Below are 15345 nucleotides of genomic sequence, written 5' to 3' on the forward strand. Positions count from 1 at the left end.
TAGTTCATATAGTCCCCTCCTGGTGTTTTGGTTGTGTGATTACTCCATTCTACCACTGGGGGCCATATGAACTCTTTTTATTTCCCTAAATTGTTGCGCTTGATAGTATAATTCACCAGCATAAAAAACCAGGGTGTGCCGTGGGGCACACCCTGGTTTTCTGTTTATGGAGTTGTTACACCTTTCCTAGATCCACCGTCTTGTGGTAGGCGGCCTCCACCGCCTCAATGGCGGCGGAGCGGAAGGCCCGGGCCTCCAGCGCAGCCACACCGGCGATGGTGGAGCCGCCGGGGGAACACACCTCGTCCTTCAGTTGGCCGGGGTGCTTGCCGCTCTCCAGCACCATAGCGGCGGAGCCCAGCACCATCTGGGCGGCGTATACTATGGCCTGCTGCCGGGGCAGACCCACCTTCACCGCGCCGTCGGCCAGAGCCTCAATGAAGGGATAGACGAAGGCGGGACCGCAGCCCGCCACGGCGGAGAAGGCGTCGATCTGACCCTCGGTCAGCCGTTCCACACGGCCAGCCTTGGCCAGAATGGCCTCCACGGCCTGATAGTGTTCCTCACGGGCATCGGGCTCGCCGGTGAGGGCCAGCATTCCCATACCGATGGAGGCGGGGGTGTTGGGCATGATCCGCAGAATGGCGGGGGAGCAGTCTCCCAGCCAGCCCCGCAGGGTGGCGATCTGAATGCCGGCAGCGATGGTCACCAGTACGGTGTCCGGCTTCTCCCGCAGGGCGGGGACCAGGGCCTTCACTACCCCCTCCATCACCTGAGGCTTGACGCACAGAAAGACGTATTCGGCCTGCCGAAGGGCGTCCCCGTTGTCCTGAACCGCGGTGCAGCCCAGCTTTCCGGCCAGTTCCTCTGCCTTGGCGTAGGCGTGGTCGGTAATGACCACCTGGTCCGGGCCAATGGCCTGGCAGGCCGCCTGGATGAGGGCGCCGCCCATGTTGCCTGCGCCGATAAATGCCGCTTTTTTCATAAAAGATCCCAGCTTTCTTTGATAATCTGCGATGAGCGCCAGCTTGTCCTGCCGGCGCAGCTGCTTGATGGCGTATTCCCGCCGGAGAGCCGCCCCCTTGTCAGGACAGGCCTCCTGGTAGACCACCTCCACCGGCAGGCGGGAGCGGGTGTATTTGGCCCCTCTGCCGGAGTTGTGGACCGCCACCCGCTTGTTTACGTCGGCGGCGGTGCCGGTGTACAGGCTGCCGTCGGCACACCGGAGGATGTAGACCCAGTATTCCATGGCCCTCACCAGTCGGGCCGGAGCACGGGGGAGAGTTCCAGGTCCGAAAAGACAGAGCGTACCGCAGACTCGTAGTCCAGCGGGTCCCGGGCCTTCTTGATGGCCTTGGACAGCTTGTCCCCCTCCAGAAACAGGCGGATCAGGTAAAACCAGACCTCCTTCATCCGCAGCATGGCGTTGCGGCGGCTGCCAAAGGCTTCCGCATAGCTCTCATACACCTGGTCCACAAACCCAGCCAGTTCCTTCTTGTTGGCGGCAGACCCACCCTTGAGGCGGCGGGCCAGGGCGGGATCGCCTGCCAACCCCCGGCCCAGCATGAGCCGCTCTGCCGCTGGAAAGGCGGCCTGGAGCCTGGCGGCGTCGTCGGGGGTGTAGATATCCCCATTGTAGCACACCGGGAAGGGGGAGTCCTCCAGCGCCGCCCCGAAGCAGTCCCATCGGGGGGTGTTCTTATACATATCCGTCCGTACCCGGGGGTGGACGATCAGCTCCGCCACAGGGTATTTTCGATAGATGGCCAGCAGGGCGGGGAATTCCTCCGGGTTCTTCAGGCCAATCCGGGTCTTGATGGAGAGGGCACAGGGGGCCTTTGAAAAAATCTCCTCCAGAAAGGCATCCAGCTCCGCCGGATGGCCCAGAAAGCCGGAGCCTTTGCCCTTGGCCACCACCGTGCCTGAGGGACAACCCAGGTTCAGGTTGACCTCCCGGTAGCCCATGGCAGCCAGCTCTCCCGCCGCCCAGAGAAAATCCTCTGCATTTCGGGTGAGCAGCTGAGGCACAGTGGGAAGGCCGCCGTTGTGCTCCGGCAGGATCTCCCGCAATTCCCGTTTGGTGAAGCGGTGGTCCTGAGTGGGAGTCAGAAAGGGAGTGAAGTACCGGTCCACTCCGCCGAACCAGCGGGCCAGGGCCTGCCGGTAGTAAACTGTGGTCAGCCCCTCCATGGGGGCGAGGGATACCATCAAACAACTCGCTCCTTTTGTCATGCTAAAGAAAATTGTAGCAGGACGGGCCGCCGCCGTCAAGCGGAGGGAAACGCAAAAAAGGGGTTGACAGGGGAGGGGAAGTATGGTATTTTTATGACATGGTTAGCGATAGCTAACCAAAAATAAAATGATATGGTTAGTGAATACTAACCACGAAAGGAGCACCAATGATGTCCCTGCAAGCCGCCCTTGTTGAGCATGGCTCTCCCACCCTGGCGGGGCTGAAGCCCGCCAGCCTGTTTCGGTACCAGCCGGAGGAGGGGGGAGACTTTGCCGGGGAATTTCTTGCCTGCCGCCGGGAGCTGGAGGAGCGGGGACTGGTGCTCACCCTGCTGAAGGGCTGCCGGAGGACGGGGGCCTATCTGGTCTACCTCTACCGGAAGGAGGACCTGGCGGGGCTGCTGAACCAGCCGGACCACCGTGCCTTTCTCCGGGAGATGGGGTATGAGCCCTGGACGGAGAGCCGGGGCTGCCTGCGGCAGCTGGCCGCCCGTTTGTGCCTGGAGGGGGAGTTCCCCCATGAAATCGGGGTGTTCCTGGGCTATCCGCTCTCCGACGTGAAGGGCTTCATCCGCCACAAGGGGAAGAACTTTACCCTCTGCGGCTGTTGGAAGTGCTACGGCGATCCTAGGGAGGCCCAAGGGCAGTTCCGCCGGTTCAAGGAGTGTACCAATGTCTACCGTCGCCGGTTTGCGGCAGGGGCGACCCTGAGACAGCTGACCGTGGCGGCATAAGTAAGATGATTCAGAAAGGATGGTTCAGATGAGCAAGATTGCAGTGGTTTATTGGAGCGGCACCGGCAACACCGAGGCCATGGCCAAGCTGGTGGAGGAGGGCATCGTGGCTGCCGGCGGTCAGGCCGACCTGCTGCCGCCCGCCCTCTTTACTCCCGATCTGGTGAGCGGCTACGATGCCATCGCCTTCGGCTGTCCCTCTATGGGGGCCGAGCAGCTGGAGGAAGGGGAGTTCCAGCCCATGTTTGACGCTGTCAAGGGCAGCCTGGGGGGCAAGACCATCGGCCTCTTCGGCTCCTACGGCTGGGGAGACGGCGAGTGGATGCGTACCTGGGCGGAGGAGTGCGAGGGTCTGGGCTGCAAACTGGCCGACGAGCCGGTGATTGCCCACGAGGCCCCTGACGCCGATGCCGCCGACGCCTGCCGGGACCTGGGCAAGGCTCTGGTTAGTTAAGAAAAAACGGGCGTGCCGCCTTGTACGGTACGCCCGTTTGCTGTCTTATGCCATTTCTCCCGCCAGGGAACGCTCCATGTAGTCCCGGATGATCTCGGGATCGTCGGTCTGCCCCAGCACCCACATGAGCTTGGTGACCGCCGCCTCGGTGGTCATGTCCCGGCCCTGGATGACTCCCTGGGCCAGTACCTTCTGGCCCACCTCGTAGACTGAGAAGTCGCTGGGCTCGTACAGGCACTGGCTGCATACCACCACCGTCATGCCCGCCTGTGCGGCAGTCTGGAGCTTGGAAATCAGGTCCCGGCGGACAAAGTGGAGGCCGCCGGCGCCGAAGGCCTCAATGACAATGCCCCGGTAGTGCATCTGGAGGAGCATATCAAAGATCTCCGGGTCCAGACCTGGGGTGAGTTTGATGAGGAACACCTTGTCGCACAACCTGTCCCGCAGGGTACAGGCCCCGGCGGTGGTGGGAATGGCCTCCCGGCGGATCTGAAGGCCCTTGCCGTCCACCGCGGCGGCCAGGGGCCAGTTAACGCTCTCAAAGGCGTCGAAGTCAGTGGTGCGGGTCTTGACTGCCCGGCAGCCCAAAATCACCTTCCGGTCAAAGGCCAGGAACACCCCCGCCACCTTCGAGGCCGCCATGGCCAGAGCGGTACGCAGGTTCTCCATACCGTCGCTGAGGGGATGGGTCATGGGCAGCTGGGCCCCGGTGAGCACCACCGGGATGGAGATGCCCCGGAGCATGAAGGACAGGATGGAAGCGGTGTAGGCCATGGTGTCGGTGCCATGGGTGATGACGATGCCGTCATAGGCGCCCCGCTGCTCAAAGACGTGGCGGGCGATGGTCTGCCACTCCTCAGGCTGGATGTTGGAGGAGTCCAGATGGAGGATGTCCCGGATGGTGATGTCGTAGGAGTCGGTAACGCCCCGGGGGAGCAGCTCCGCCAGATCCTCTCCGTCCAGACCGGGGGCCAGTCCGTCGTCGGTGGGCAGGGAAGCAATGGTGCCGCCGGTGGTAAGGAGGAGAATGCGGCTCTTCACTTAAAACACCTCCGCCATGGCGTCCGCCCGACCCATGGCCTCGGCCAGAATGGCCTCCTTGTCGTTGCGGATGTCGTCCAGTCCCTCGGCGGCCAGACACTGGAAGGAGTCAATGCCGTACATGGCGCACAGAGCCTCCAGCTGCCGGGCGCCCATCTCCATCCATGCCGTTTCGGGCAGGGAGAAGTTGCCGCCCCGGGTGGTAATGAGCAGCAGCTTGCCCGCCTTGCACAGGCCCACGTTGTTGCCCTGCTCGTCATAGCCGAAGGTGATGTTTGTCACCGAGATCCGCTCCAGATAGATCTTCAGGATGGCGGGGAAGGACAGGTCCCAGAAGGGGGCGGCGACCACGATCCGGTCGGCGGCGGCAAACTGATGAGCCAGGTCGAACATGGGATCGTCCAGCTTGCCCGCGTTCCAAAGTTCATCCCGCTCCGCCAGCACCTCGGGATACTGGGGTACCGGACGGTCCTTGCACAGGTCCACCTCGGTAACGGCTCCATCGGGGTGGGCCTGCTGCCAGCGATCCAGGAACCGGCGGGCCAGCTTCAGGGTGCGGGACCGCTCACCCCGCACACAGGCATTTATAAAGAGAAGTTGTTCCATGGTGTTCACGCTCCTGCGTCTGTTTTCCTGTCTATGCTATCACAGATTCCAGAAGGGCGCAAGCGGACCGGTTCAATTCCCCCAGCAGGGAGGATACTGTGTTGTTATCCGCAAGATCCAGTTTCTCCGCCTCGATGTGGACCACCCGGTCCCCCTGCCGGAAGATCAGGCCGTTGCCTTCGCCCCAGCGGTAGGTCCAGGCCTGGCCGTAGCCCAGTTCCGCCTGGGTCAGCGCCTGCAGGGCTGTGCAGGTGGAAATAGCGGTTCAGGCGGCCCCGGTCGCCCTCAATGGCTCGCAGATCGTCACAGATGATACCGGCCAACCAGCTTGTGCGGCAGTCATAGGATTCCACCCACAGATCCCCATCTTCCTCGGAGAACCGACGATATTCTGCCGCCTGCCCGAACACGGAGTCTCCAGTGGTCAGGGTGCTGCCTCCTTCAAAGGTCGTATGGCTGTCGGAGATACTTATGAAAAGGCTGATCCCGATGCCCAAGGCTATGAGCGCATAGCACAGGGGTGCAGCGCCCCGGAATCGGGCGGTGCTCCGGCTGGGAATCGGTATGGGAGCGTTATGTTCCACTGCCCGGCGGCATTTCCTCCGGTAGCGGACCACCCGCAGCCCCAGATACAGTACCAGGGCGGCCCAGGCCAATAGAAGCAGCTGAGCTAACATAGCCCCGTTGGAGAAAAACATCTCCCACACCCGGGGCTGATCCCGGAACAGTTTGATTGCCCCATAGACCGACCAATAGATCACCAAGTAAAAAAAGGTATTGGCCTGATTCCGAAGGCTCTTTTTTAAAACCTCTTCCCATTCCATGCTGCCGTCAGTCTGAATGGGGGCGGGATGGGTACCGGGTTTGGCCTGGAAATAGAACAGACCGCCTGCCTCATCCAACAGATCCCAGCCTGCCTCATTACACAGGGCCAGATAATCCGCCCGGGCCTGTTCGTCCTTCCGGCTGCTGCTCTTCCACCGGGCGGGCTCCACCCAGCAGCGGCGGGGCTGCTCTGAGCGGTGGAAGGCGGAGGTGAAAATGCCCAGCTCCGCCAGCTCCCAGCCGTTGTCTGCCAGCTGGTCCAGCTCCGCCTGAGCGGCTTTGGCGTCCTCGACAGTGTAGCGGAACCAGCGGATACAAGCTTGTTTCTCCTGTTTCATGCCGTGGAAGCCTCCAAATGAATGAGTACCTGATCCAGCCACTGGCTGGCGGGTGGTCCGCTCTCCACCCACAGGATCGTATTACCCCGTCGGAGCACATAGCTGTCCCCGTTGGCCCATACGCCGTCATAGCCGGGGAGGGGGGCCATATTCTGTTTTGTCAATGCGTTCTGCACACCGTCGGCCAGCCAGTTCCAGGGCAGCACCCAGCCTTGGCCCTCCAGCGCAAGCGTGTAATCTGTCCCATCCGGCGACCACCACTCGGTCCATTCCGTGTGGGCGGCCAGGAAGGTAGTACTGTCCTCCCGGAAGGTAGCCTCAGATGTTGGGAGGAGCCGCTGTCCTGCCAGGGGAGGGGCCACCTGAATCCGGGTGGTCAGGGGAGACAGAGGCAGCAGACTGACCACCAGCATCACCGCCGCGCCCCCAGCCATGATCCAGTTTCCCCGCCGGGCACGCCGGTACTCAGGGGCCTGCTTAAGCAGCGCATAGAGCAGCGCGCCGATAAGGATGCCCACCAGACACGCCCGGGAGTATGTTCCTGCATTCACATCCAGCATTAGGGTGAGCAGAAAGAGAGGGATCAGAAGATAACCCGGCACTGTCAACAAACGGGCCGCCATGGCACTTTTGGGTCCCGGCGTGGGGAAGGGGAGGCCCGCGCTTGCCGCCTGACGCCACTGGATCAGCCGCAGCAGCAGCCGCCCGGACCATAGCAGCCCCCCTGCCAGCAGCAGGGGCAGGCAGAGGAAGGCAAGGGCGGCGGTGTTGTATCCGGTGAGAAAGCCCAGCCAGTATTGCCAGGCGGGCTGGCCGGGCAGCAGGGAGAGCAGAGCCAGCAGCAGAAAACAGATCAGGCAGACCGCCCAGCCGAACATCATCCGGTGAAGGGATTTTTTTCGGAACCGCCGGTATTCCAGTTCGCCGTCAGTCTGGATGGGAGGCGTACCAGCCGGAGCCTCATAGATGTTCCAGTAGCCGGTCTGGGCCGCCTGATACCACCCGGCGTCGGCCAGCAGACGGAGGTAGTCCGGCCCATCCTCCCGAGCGGGGTCGTACCAGTCCAGACTGTAGGTCACCGGCTTCTCCGCCGGAACAAATCGGGCCAGCAAGTTGAGCCACAGCTTTTCCAGCCGCCAGCCTTCTCCAGCCCGGCGGTTGAGCATAGCTTCCGCCGCCTTGATGTCCATGACAGGATAGGCAAAGAGCGTCCATTTCCGCTTCATGTCGTTTCCTCCTCACGCAATACCTGTTCCATATCCGCCGCCTGCTGGCGGATGCGCTGGTACTCGTCCTGAAGCACCTTGTCTCCCTGAGGGGTAAGCTGATAGTATTTCCGGTTGAGTTCCGTCCGGGTGAGCAGGATCAAACCATCCTTTTCAAATCGCTCCAGCAGGGCGTACAGGGTACCGGCTCCCACGTTCACCCGACCGTTGGTGAGGGCGGTGATGGCCTGCATAATGCCGTAGCCGTGGCGCTCCTGCCGCAGGACCAGCAGCACATAGAACATCTGCTCTGTCAGCGTCTCCAGCTTCTTGCGTGCCAATGGTAACCACCCCCCTTTGTCAGCTTCATTGTATAGCGATATTCGATACAAAGTCAATAGCGAATATCGATATAAAAAGAAATTCAAAAAAAGTGAAAAAGAGTGTTGACAACCTGGATTCGACGTGGTAATATATATCTCGCGCTGAACGACAGCGCAACGCCAAATGCGCGAGTGGTGGAATTGGCAGACTCGCTAGATTCAGGTTCTAGTGTGCATTACGCACGTGCGGGTTCAAGTCCCGCCTCGCGCACCAGATGAAAGGACATCCGAAAGGATGTCCTTTTGTTTTTACTCTGATGATGTCGCAGGAAAGGAGATTGATCTATGCCTGAGCTGAATGAGATCCGGAGCCGCTTTGCAGGGGACCGTTTTGCCACCGAGGCCGCCGGCGCTGCCATCCGGGAGGCCGAGCCCGGACGGGCGGTGTGCGTGATGCCCATCCGGCCGGTCCACCTGAACGCCAACTCCGTCCCCATGGGGGGCGCGGTGTTCACCTTGGCCGACTTTGCCTTTGCGGTGGCTGCCAACGGATTTAGTGACCGTATCACTGTTACCCAGCAGGTGTCGGTCAGCTTTCTCTCCGCCGCCCGGGGGAGCACCCTGATCGCTGAAGCCAGATGCCTGAAGGCCGGCCGTACCACTTGCCTCTATGCCGTGGAGGTGACTGACGATCTGGGGGCCAAGGTGGCCTACCTCACTGTCAACGGCTATACCGTGGGGGCCGCCCCCGGGGCCGGGAAAAATCCTGTCTGAGCGCAAAAATGGCTGCCGCCGGCAGCCATTTTTTGCGTTTCAGCGTCTCCGGGTGAGGTGCCGCCAGGTCCAGTAAGTACCCTCCGCCTCCTGGACGGCGTCGTAGTCCCACTGGTGGTCGGTCTGCCGGAGAAAATCGCTGGTCACATTAAAGTAAGTGTGGTGCCCTGACTCATTGGCGGCGGGTACATCCACAAAACCGCCCAGAGGATCGTCCCAGGTGGTGTCCACTGCGTACCAGTCCCCATCCAGCTGTACCAGGTTCCAGGCGTGGTCCTGCCGGGAGTCGCTGGAGGCCCCGATCACCGTGACGCAGGGAATATCCAGCAGTCCCATAAACAGCTGGAACGTGTTGGCGTACCCCATGCAGATGGCCTGCCCCTCCACCAGAAGGCCGTAGGGATGACTGCGGTTGGGGGAGGAATGGGTCTCGTCATAGGCGGCGTGGTCAATGATCCAGTCGTGGACCGCCAGTTCCTGCTCCGCCGGGGACATATCGTTGTCGATCTCTGCCTCCAGCACCTGCCGGCATATCTCCAGAATGGCGGCGTCCTCTTCGGACAGGGCGGAGGTATCCCCAGTGCGGTAGGCCTCCACCACAGGGGCGGTGTCGTAGAGGGGCATCTCCTCCTCATTGGGAGGATCAAAGACCACATAGCCCCGGCTGTCCCGCTCCACCGTATAGGGGCGGGCCGCTGTCTGGGTGGTCTCGCCGTCAAAGCGGGTCAGAAAGGCCTCCTTGGCGGCCTCGGGATCGGGGCAGATGACCAGCAGAAGCCAGCGTCCCTGCCGGAGCAGCAGGGCGTCCTCTACCAGGGCGGCCTGGTCGGGGGCGTAGCCTGTAAAGTCGGCCTGGCGGCCTTCCAGATAGGCCAGCAGCAGCTCCTCCGCCGATCCGGCATCCACGCCGTCAGCCAGCTGGATCACCGCCAGCTCATAGGCCTGGAGCCCTTCAGAGTAGGCTGCTACGGCGTCCACCCAGTCCTCCCGGTCCAGGCCGTAGGCCGCCGTCAGATAGGTCTCCAGCCCCTCTGGGTCCAGTTCGCTGGAGAGGGGCGTCAGGCCATTGTAGAATTCCTCCGGCTGGGACTCCGACACCACGCCTCCCAGATCGATGGCGGAGGCGTCTGTGGTGGGTTCCTTGGGGGCGCAGCCCGCCAGCAGAAGAAGGGACAGCAGAAGCAAAGTCACTCGTTTCATGGTGACACCTCCGGTTGGGGTCTGGTCTGGGTCAGGGGGAAGGTTACTGACGCGGTGAACAGATCGGCCTGAGTGCGGATGGAGAAGGAACCGCCGCAGGCCTCGGTAAAGGTACGGGCAATGGACAAGCCCAGGCCGCTGCCCCCATCGGTGCGGCTCTGGTCCCCCCGGACAAAGCGCTCGGTGAAGTCCACGCCGTAGGGAAGCTCCTCCCGGGAGGTGTTCTGAATGACAGCGGCGGCCCTGTCCCCCTCCACGGAGAGGGTGAGGTAGATCCGGGAGCCGTCCAGAGCATATTTCAGGGCATTGCCAATAAGGTTCTGGAACACCCGGTACAGCCGGTCCCCGTCAGCCATAATCCACACCGGTCCATCGGGCAGATTGGAGCGGAGCGCAAGGCCGGAGGCCTGGATGTCCTCGTCCAGGTCGGCCAGAGTCTGGCGGAGCAGCTTGGCGAAGTCCAGGGGCCGTATGGTGACCGGCAGGTTGCCGGTGGCCGCCTTGCTTACGTCAAACACATCCTGCACCATGGCCTGGAGCCGCAGGGTCTTTTGATAGAGCACCAAAATATAGTCCCGAACATGGTCAGGTAGGTCCTCCTCCTGCCGCAGCAGCTCGGTGTAGCTCACCATGGAGGTGAGGGGGGTCTTGAGGTCGTGGGACACGTTGGTGATGAGCTCCAGCTTCAGCTTTTCACTCTTCATCTGCTCAGACAGGGCGTCTTTTAACCGTAACTCCATCTGGTCCAGCCCTTCCACCGCAGCCCGCAGGTCAGAGTCCTGAGGCAGGGGCGCGGCAGCGGCCTGTTCGGTCCCGGCGGCCTGGATACGGGCCAGCAGGGTGTCCACGTCGGCGGCGGTGCGGCGGTTTTGGAGCATCAACCACAGCTGGGCGGCGATGAGGAAGAGCCCTGCCAGGGCCAGCAGCAACAGGAGAAAGAAAATAGGGAGGCGGGACATGGTGGGGCCGAACAGAAGAAAAAAGACCACGATACAGCCCAGAATAAAGGGCACAGCCGCCAGGAACTGTAGGGCAGAGCGGCGCATCATCCGCTGTCCGGCGGGCCAGGACAGCTCCCCGCCCCGGTACAGCCGGGCCAGAAGGGCGCACAGGCTGTTGGCGGTGATGTGGCCGAAGTTGTATCGCAGGTCGTTGAGGTAGAGGTAGGCCCACCATAGGGCCACCGGTACCGACAGATAGAACCAGATGGTGTAATAATGAGCGGTATACAGGCTCACCAGACAGAAAAAGGCGGCGATGCAGGCCAGAAAAAAGGGAATGAGCAGCACCAGCTTGACCTCTAGCCAGATCTTTCCGGTGAACCAAGCGATGGCCTGGTCTGCCCGCACCTTGTGTTTATGCCACAGAATGGACCACAGCAGCAGCACTGTCCCCACTACCAGCGGCGCCAGCACAAACAGAACTAGGGGAAACTGCAGGCGGGCGGCATAATCCATTGTGGAGTAGAGGCCGCTGTCAGTTATGACATCGCCGGTCAGAGCAGCGGTGTCCGCAATATAGGCCACCGGTTCTTTGGCCACAGCCATGGTAATGGTGAGCCCGGCGTAGGACTGGGGGACCGGCATATTGCGGTAGCCGGGCAGGTTCCACTGGTCCTCCTCCCGGTAGTAGCCGTCGCCGTAAATGTCTATTTCCTGGCCGTCCTTTTGAATGGTGACGGTCTCCCCGTTAAAATAGAGCAGGAAGTTGTATCCCTCCGGCAGGGCGTCGGGGGAGAGGCCGTCGGCGTTGGTGGTCACCGTCTGACCGTCTCTGGTTACCTTGTAGAGCAGATTTTGATCGCTCAGCTGGTAATGTTCCTGCCAGTCCGGGTCGGCAAAGCTGTAAAACCACTGTGAGATGGTGCGCCGAAAGTCGGCGGTATTCTGATAATCGGACTGGAAAGCGTCGCTGATGCCGTGCCAGCCCAGGGTGTGGACCGCCGAATAGCCGGTGGCCAGGGCCAGTATGAGCAGATTGACGCCGAAAAACAGGGCCAAAAAGGCCAGGGCGGGCTTAATGCTTCTCGATTTTGTATCCAATGCCCCACACCACCTTTAAATATTCCGGCTCTTTGGGATTGAGCTCGATTTTCTCCCGAATGCGGCGAATATGCACCATCACCGTGTTTTCTGCGGAATAGGGCTCCTCGTTCCACACCCGGCGGTAGATCTCCTCGGCGGGGAACACCCGGCCCAGGTTGCGCATCAGCAGGTCCACGATCTTCAGCTCGGTGGCGGTGAGCCGCACCGGCACGCCGTCAGCCAGCAGCGTCTTTTGGTCGGGCAGGTAGCACAGCCGCCCGGTGACCAGTTCCGCCTTCTGGCTGGGAGCGTTTACGTCCCCCAGTTGGGTGTACCGCCGCAGGTGGCTGCGCACCCGGGCCACCAGCTCCTGGGGGTGGAAGGGCTTGGCGATATAGTCGTCCGCCCCCATGGACAGGCCCAGGATTTTGTCGGTATCCTCTCCCTTGGCGCTGAGGATGAGAATGGGCAGGTTGCGCTGCTCCCGGATCTTGAGCACGGCAGACAGCCCGTCCAGCTTGGGCATCATCACGTCCATCAGGATGAGCCGCAGAGACGGGTCCATAGCCAGATCCAGGGCCTGGAGGCCGTTGTAGGCCTTCAGCACCCGGTAGCCCTCTTTTTCCAGCAAAATTGCGATGGCGCGGACGATCTCGGCGTCGTCGTCCACCACAAGAATGACTTCATTCATATTGATCCCTCCATGGGTACAGCATAGCAGAGGTTTCTTTCAAAGACGGGGAGGAAACCTTTCGTATTTCTTACGATTTTATCATACCCAAGGAGGGATGGGCAATAACAGAAGCCCCCGGACAGCAAAAGCTGTCCGGGGGCTTGCTCAGTCGGCAAAGATGGTTTCGGCGCCCACCTTCACGCAGCCGGGGGGTGCGTATTTCCAGTGGTCCAGCCGTCCCTCCCGGATGAAGTAGTGGAGAGGCTGGGGGTCTCCCAATGGAGGCAGGGGCTCAATGGCCAGCAGCTTGATCTTCATCCGCTCGGGCAGGATGGCCTTGATGTACACCGACACCCGAGCGCCCTCGGTGAGGCGACAGTCCTGCTCTGCCAGCCCGGACAGGTTGGGGGTCAGCTCCACGAACACGCCATAGTCCTTGACCCCACGCACCACCCCCGGCACCGTCATGCCAGGCTGGAAGGGGGCGGCGTTCTCTGCCCAGGTGCCCAGCAGCTCCTTGTGGGTCAGGTAGATCCGGCCCAGGGCCGGGTCCAGGTCCAGCACCGCCGCCAGAATGTCTTGCCCCACCCGGAACCGGACGGCGGGGTGGGGAATGCGGGACACCGAAATATTTTCCACCCCAATGAGGGAGGGTACCCCGCAGCCTATGTCCACAAAGGCGCCAAAGGGCTCCAGATGGGTGACCCGGGCGGAAATGACCTGACCGGACTTCCAGTGCTCCAGCAGGTAGGACAGCGCCTTCTGCTGGGCCCGCCGCCGGGAGAGCAGGGGGCGGGGCTCCCCGTCGGATTCTTCCATAGAAGTGACTGTAAAGCAAACTGGCTTGCCAACTCTGGAGAGGATGGCAATGTCCCGGGTGACCCCCTCGGCAATGCCCAGGGCGGCCTCCGTCCGGGGAATGAGCCCCCGATAGGGGCCTACGGCCACGACGAGATCATGCTCCGGCGTACACAGCAGGGCGGTCCCCTCCAGCACCGCCTCCGACTCCATAGCCTGCCTGAGCCCTTGGGCGTCGGCGCAGGCAGCCTGATTTTCCGGGGTGTGGAGCAGCCGCCCCTCGGGTGGAAAACGGTTCGTCAATCTGACCAAATCCTTTCTGTGTTGGGGTGATTTTTTTCTTACCAGACAATGATATGCAATGGGGAACCTTGAATTGACAGAGGGGGACCGGGAATTTATAATATTCTTTACACGGATAAAGTGAAGCAAAAGGGGGAAAACCCATGGACATCCATGTAGGTGACGTGCTGGAGCTAAAGAAAGAGCACCCCTGCGGCAGCCGGCGGTGGCAGGTGCTGCGGGTAGGGATGGATTTCCGTCTGCGGTGCGCGGGATGCGGCCATGAGCTGATGATCCCCCGGAGCAAAGCGGAAAAAAGCATTAAGAAGATCATTCGGCCGGGGGAGGACGAGACATGAACCAGTATTGGAGCGCGCGGGCCAGGGCACTGACCCCCTATGTGCCGGGGGAGCAGCCCCGGGACCGGAAATTCATTAAGCTGAATACCAACGAGAACCCCTATCCGCCCTCTCCCATGGCCCTGGCCGCCATCCGGGAAGCGGCCTGCGACACCCTGCGGCTCTATCCCGACCCGGATTGCACCACCCTGCGGGAGCTGCTGGGGGCCACCTACGGCCTGAAACCCTCCCAGATCTTTGTGGGCAATGGCTCCGACGAGGTGCTGGCTATGTGTTTTCAGGCCTTCTTTGACCCGGACCGGCCCATCCTCTTTGCGGACATTACATACAGCTTTTATCCCGTCTATGCCGACCTGTACGGCCTGACCTACCAGGAGGTGCCGCTGGACGAGCATTTCGCTCTGCCTCTGGAGCCTTTCCTGGAGCCCAACGGCGGCGTAGTGATTGCCAATCCCAACGCCCCCACTGGACGGGAGCTGTCCCTGTGCGGCATCCGGGCGGTGCTGGAGGCCAACCCCGATGCTGTGGTGGTGGTGGACGAGGCCTATGTGGACTTCGGCGCCCACTCCGCTGTGGAGCTCATCGACCGCTATCCCAACCTGGTGGTGGTACAGACCATGTCCAAATCCCGGTCCCTGGCCGGACTGCGGGTGGGCTTTGCCATGGGCAACAAGGAGCTGATCGCCGCCCTTAACTGCGTGAAGAACTCCTTTAACTCCTATACCCTGGATCGTCTGGCCCTGGCCGGGGCGGAGGGAGCCCTGCGGGACCGGGATTATCTGCGTGCCACTTCCATGAAGATCCAGAACACCCGGGAGTGTACCGCTGCCCACCTGAAGAAGCTGGGCTTTATTGTCACCGACTCCGCCGCCAATTTCCTCTTTGTCTCCCATCCCGATGTGCCCGCAAAGGAGCTGCTGGACGGCCTGCGGCAGCGGGGCATACTGGTCCGCTGGTGGGACAAGCCCCGCATCCGGGACTACCTGCGGATCACCGTAGGCACTGACCAGGAGATGCAGGCTCTGTGCGCCGCTATGACGGAACTGGTGGGAGGAAAGTGACCATGGACGAAAATCATCTGCATATTTTATGGACCAATGCCGACCCCACCGTCTTTGACAAGATGGTGCTGATGTATGCCGTCAACAGCCTGGTCCGGGGCTGGTGGGAGAAGGTGACCGTCATCCTGTGGGGGGACACGGCGGCCCTGGCCGCCCATGACCCGGCGGTTCGGGAGCGCATCGCCCTGGCTATGGAGCAGGGGGTGGCCTTCTCTGCCTGCGTCACCTGCGCTCGGGAACTGGGTGTGGAGCAGGACCTGCGGGACATGGGCCTGGAGGTGATCTCCTGGGGTCCGCCCCTCACCGAGCTCATCAAGAGTCGGGCGCCTCTGCTCACCGTCTGATTTAATCGAATCCTGTCATAATATGGCCCGCCGTGGAGATTCAATCCACGGCGGGCCATTTTTGTGCCCTGT

17 protein-coding genes and 1 tRNA gene are annotated in these 15345 nt (G+C 61.7%); 7 read left to right on the top strand and 11 right to left on the bottom strand.

Annotated elements, in window-relative coordinates:
• Positions 1-175: 175 nt before the first annotated feature.
• Both proC and B5F94_RS01125 read right to left on the bottom strand, forming a co-directional pair.
• Positions 176-1249: a pyrroline-5-carboxylate reductase gene (gene proC / locus B5F94_RS01120; protein ID WP_087326811.1), complete on the bottom strand. Its 1074-nt coding sequence runs from the start codon at positions 1247-1249 to the stop codon at positions 176-178.
• Positions 1250-1254: 5 nt separating this feature from the next.
• Positions 1255-2208, bottom strand: coding sequence for a tRNA dihydrouridine synthase (locus tag B5F94_RS01125; RefSeq protein WP_242965540.1), 954 nt, complete (start codon positions 2206-2208; stop codon positions 1255-1257).
• A 191-nt stretch (positions 2209-2399) separates the two neighbouring features.
• Between B5F94_RS01125 and B5F94_RS01130 the strand changes: the two genes are divergently transcribed.
• Entirely contained in the window at positions 2400-2966 is a 567-nt protein-coding gene (locus tag B5F94_RS01130) for a DUF3793 family protein (RefSeq protein ID WP_242965525.1), read from the top strand.
• Between the two features lie 28 nt (positions 2967-2994).
• Positions 2995-3420 carry a flavodoxin gene (locus B5F94_RS01135; RefSeq protein ID WP_087326817.1) on the top strand — a complete coding sequence of 142 codons (426 nt, stop codon included), beginning with the start codon at positions 2995-2997 and terminating at the stop codon, positions 3418-3420.
• A 45-nt stretch (positions 3421-3465) separates the two neighbouring features.
• Here B5F94_RS01135 and B5F94_RS01140 read toward each other — a convergent pair whose 3' ends face one another.
• The 5 genes from B5F94_RS01140 to B5F94_RS01160 all read right to left on the bottom strand — a co-directional run bounded on the left by B5F94_RS01140 (position 3466) and on the right by B5F94_RS01160 (position 7776).
• Positions 3466-4461, bottom strand: coding sequence for an asparaginase (locus B5F94_RS01140; protein WP_087326821.1), 996 nt, complete (start codon positions 4459-4461; stop codon positions 3466-3468).
• Complete coding sequence (locus B5F94_RS01145; protein WP_087326824.1) at positions 4462-5067, bottom strand: FMN-dependent NADH-azoreductase; 606 nt, start codon at positions 5065-5067, stop codon at positions 4462-4464. It lies immediately after the preceding gene.
• Between the two features lie 104 nt (positions 5068-5171).
• Positions 5172-6230, bottom strand: coding sequence for a DUF2812 domain-containing protein (locus B5F94_RS01150; protein ID WP_242965526.1), 1059 nt, complete (start codon positions 6228-6230; stop codon positions 5172-5174).
• Entirely contained in the window at positions 6227-7456 is a 1230-nt protein-coding gene (locus B5F94_RS16825) for a DUF2812 domain-containing protein (protein ID WP_087326827.1), read from the bottom strand. The genes B5F94_RS01150 and B5F94_RS16825 overlap by 4 nt, the downstream gene beginning before the upstream one ends.
• A complete protein-coding gene (locus B5F94_RS01160; protein ID WP_087266195.1) occupies positions 7453-7776 on the bottom strand; it encodes a PadR family transcriptional regulator in 324 nt (107 codons plus the stop codon). Before B5F94_RS01160 ends, B5F94_RS16825 begins: the two co-directional genes overlap by 4 nt.
• Before the next feature lie 168 nt (positions 7777-7944).
• Between B5F94_RS01160 and B5F94_RS01165 the strand changes: the two genes are divergently transcribed.
• Together B5F94_RS01165 and B5F94_RS01170 are read left to right on the top strand one after the other, a co-directional pair.
• A tRNA-Leu gene (locus B5F94_RS01165) sits at positions 7945-8032 on the top strand.
• 71 nt (positions 8033-8103) lie between these two features.
• Entirely contained in the window at positions 8104-8532 is a 429-nt protein-coding gene (locus tag B5F94_RS01170; protein ID WP_087326830.1) for a PaaI family thioesterase, read from the top strand.
• A 39-nt stretch (positions 8533-8571) separates the two neighbouring features.
• Here the strand turns inward: B5F94_RS01170 and B5F94_RS01175 are convergent, their stop codons facing one another.
• The 4 genes from B5F94_RS01175 to B5F94_RS01190 all read right to left on the bottom strand — a co-directional run bounded on the left by B5F94_RS01175 (position 8572) and on the right by B5F94_RS01190 (position 13539).
• Complete coding sequence (locus B5F94_RS01175) at positions 8572-9732, bottom strand: DUF4358 domain-containing protein (RefSeq protein WP_087326833.1); 1161 nt, start codon at positions 9730-9732, stop codon at positions 8572-8574.
• Complete coding sequence (locus tag B5F94_RS01180) at positions 9729-11774, bottom strand: sensor histidine kinase (protein ID WP_087326836.1); 2046 nt, start codon at positions 11772-11774, stop codon at positions 9729-9731. Before B5F94_RS01180 ends, B5F94_RS01175 begins: the two co-directional genes overlap by 4 nt.
• Positions 11749-12447, bottom strand: coding sequence for a response regulator transcription factor (locus B5F94_RS01185; protein ID WP_087266103.1), 699 nt, complete (start codon positions 12445-12447; stop codon positions 11749-11751). The genes B5F94_RS01180 and B5F94_RS01185 overlap by 26 nt, the downstream gene beginning before the upstream one ends.
• Positions 12448-12594: 147 nt before the next feature.
• Positions 12595-13539: a S1 RNA-binding domain-containing protein gene (locus tag B5F94_RS01190; protein WP_242965529.1), complete on the bottom strand. Its 945-nt coding sequence runs from the start codon at positions 13537-13539 to the stop codon at positions 12595-12597.
• 134 nt (positions 13540-13673) lie between these two features.
• On the opposite strand from B5F94_RS01190, the gene B5F94_RS01195 reads away from it, so the two are divergent.
• Genes B5F94_RS01195 through B5F94_RS01205 form a run of 3 tightly spaced genes read left to right on the top strand, consistent with a single transcriptional unit; the run spans position 13674 to position 15273 of the window.
• The gene (locus B5F94_RS01195) at positions 13674-13868 is read left to right on the top strand and encodes a DUF951 domain-containing protein (RefSeq protein ID WP_087266101.1); all 195 of its coding nucleotides are present in this window, start codon (positions 13674-13676) and stop codon (positions 13866-13868) included.
• Positions 13865-14929, top strand: a complete 1065-nt coding sequence (gene hisC / locus B5F94_RS01200) for a histidinol-phosphate transaminase (protein ID WP_087326839.1) — start codon at positions 13865-13867, stop codon at positions 14927-14929. The genes B5F94_RS01195 and hisC overlap by 4 nt, the downstream gene beginning before the upstream one ends.
• Positions 14930-14931: 2 nt before the next feature.
• On the top strand, positions 14932-15273 hold the full coding sequence (locus B5F94_RS01205) for a DsrE family protein (protein ID WP_087266097.1): 342 nt from the start codon (positions 14932-14934) through the stop codon (positions 15271-15273).
• The last annotated feature ends 72 nt before the right edge of the window (positions 15274-15345 follow it).

This window comes from Flavonifractor sp. An4, assembly GCF_002161755.1.
GTDB classification, from domain to species: Bacteria; Bacillota; Clostridia; order Oscillospirales; family Oscillospiraceae; genus Flavonifractor; species Flavonifractor avicola.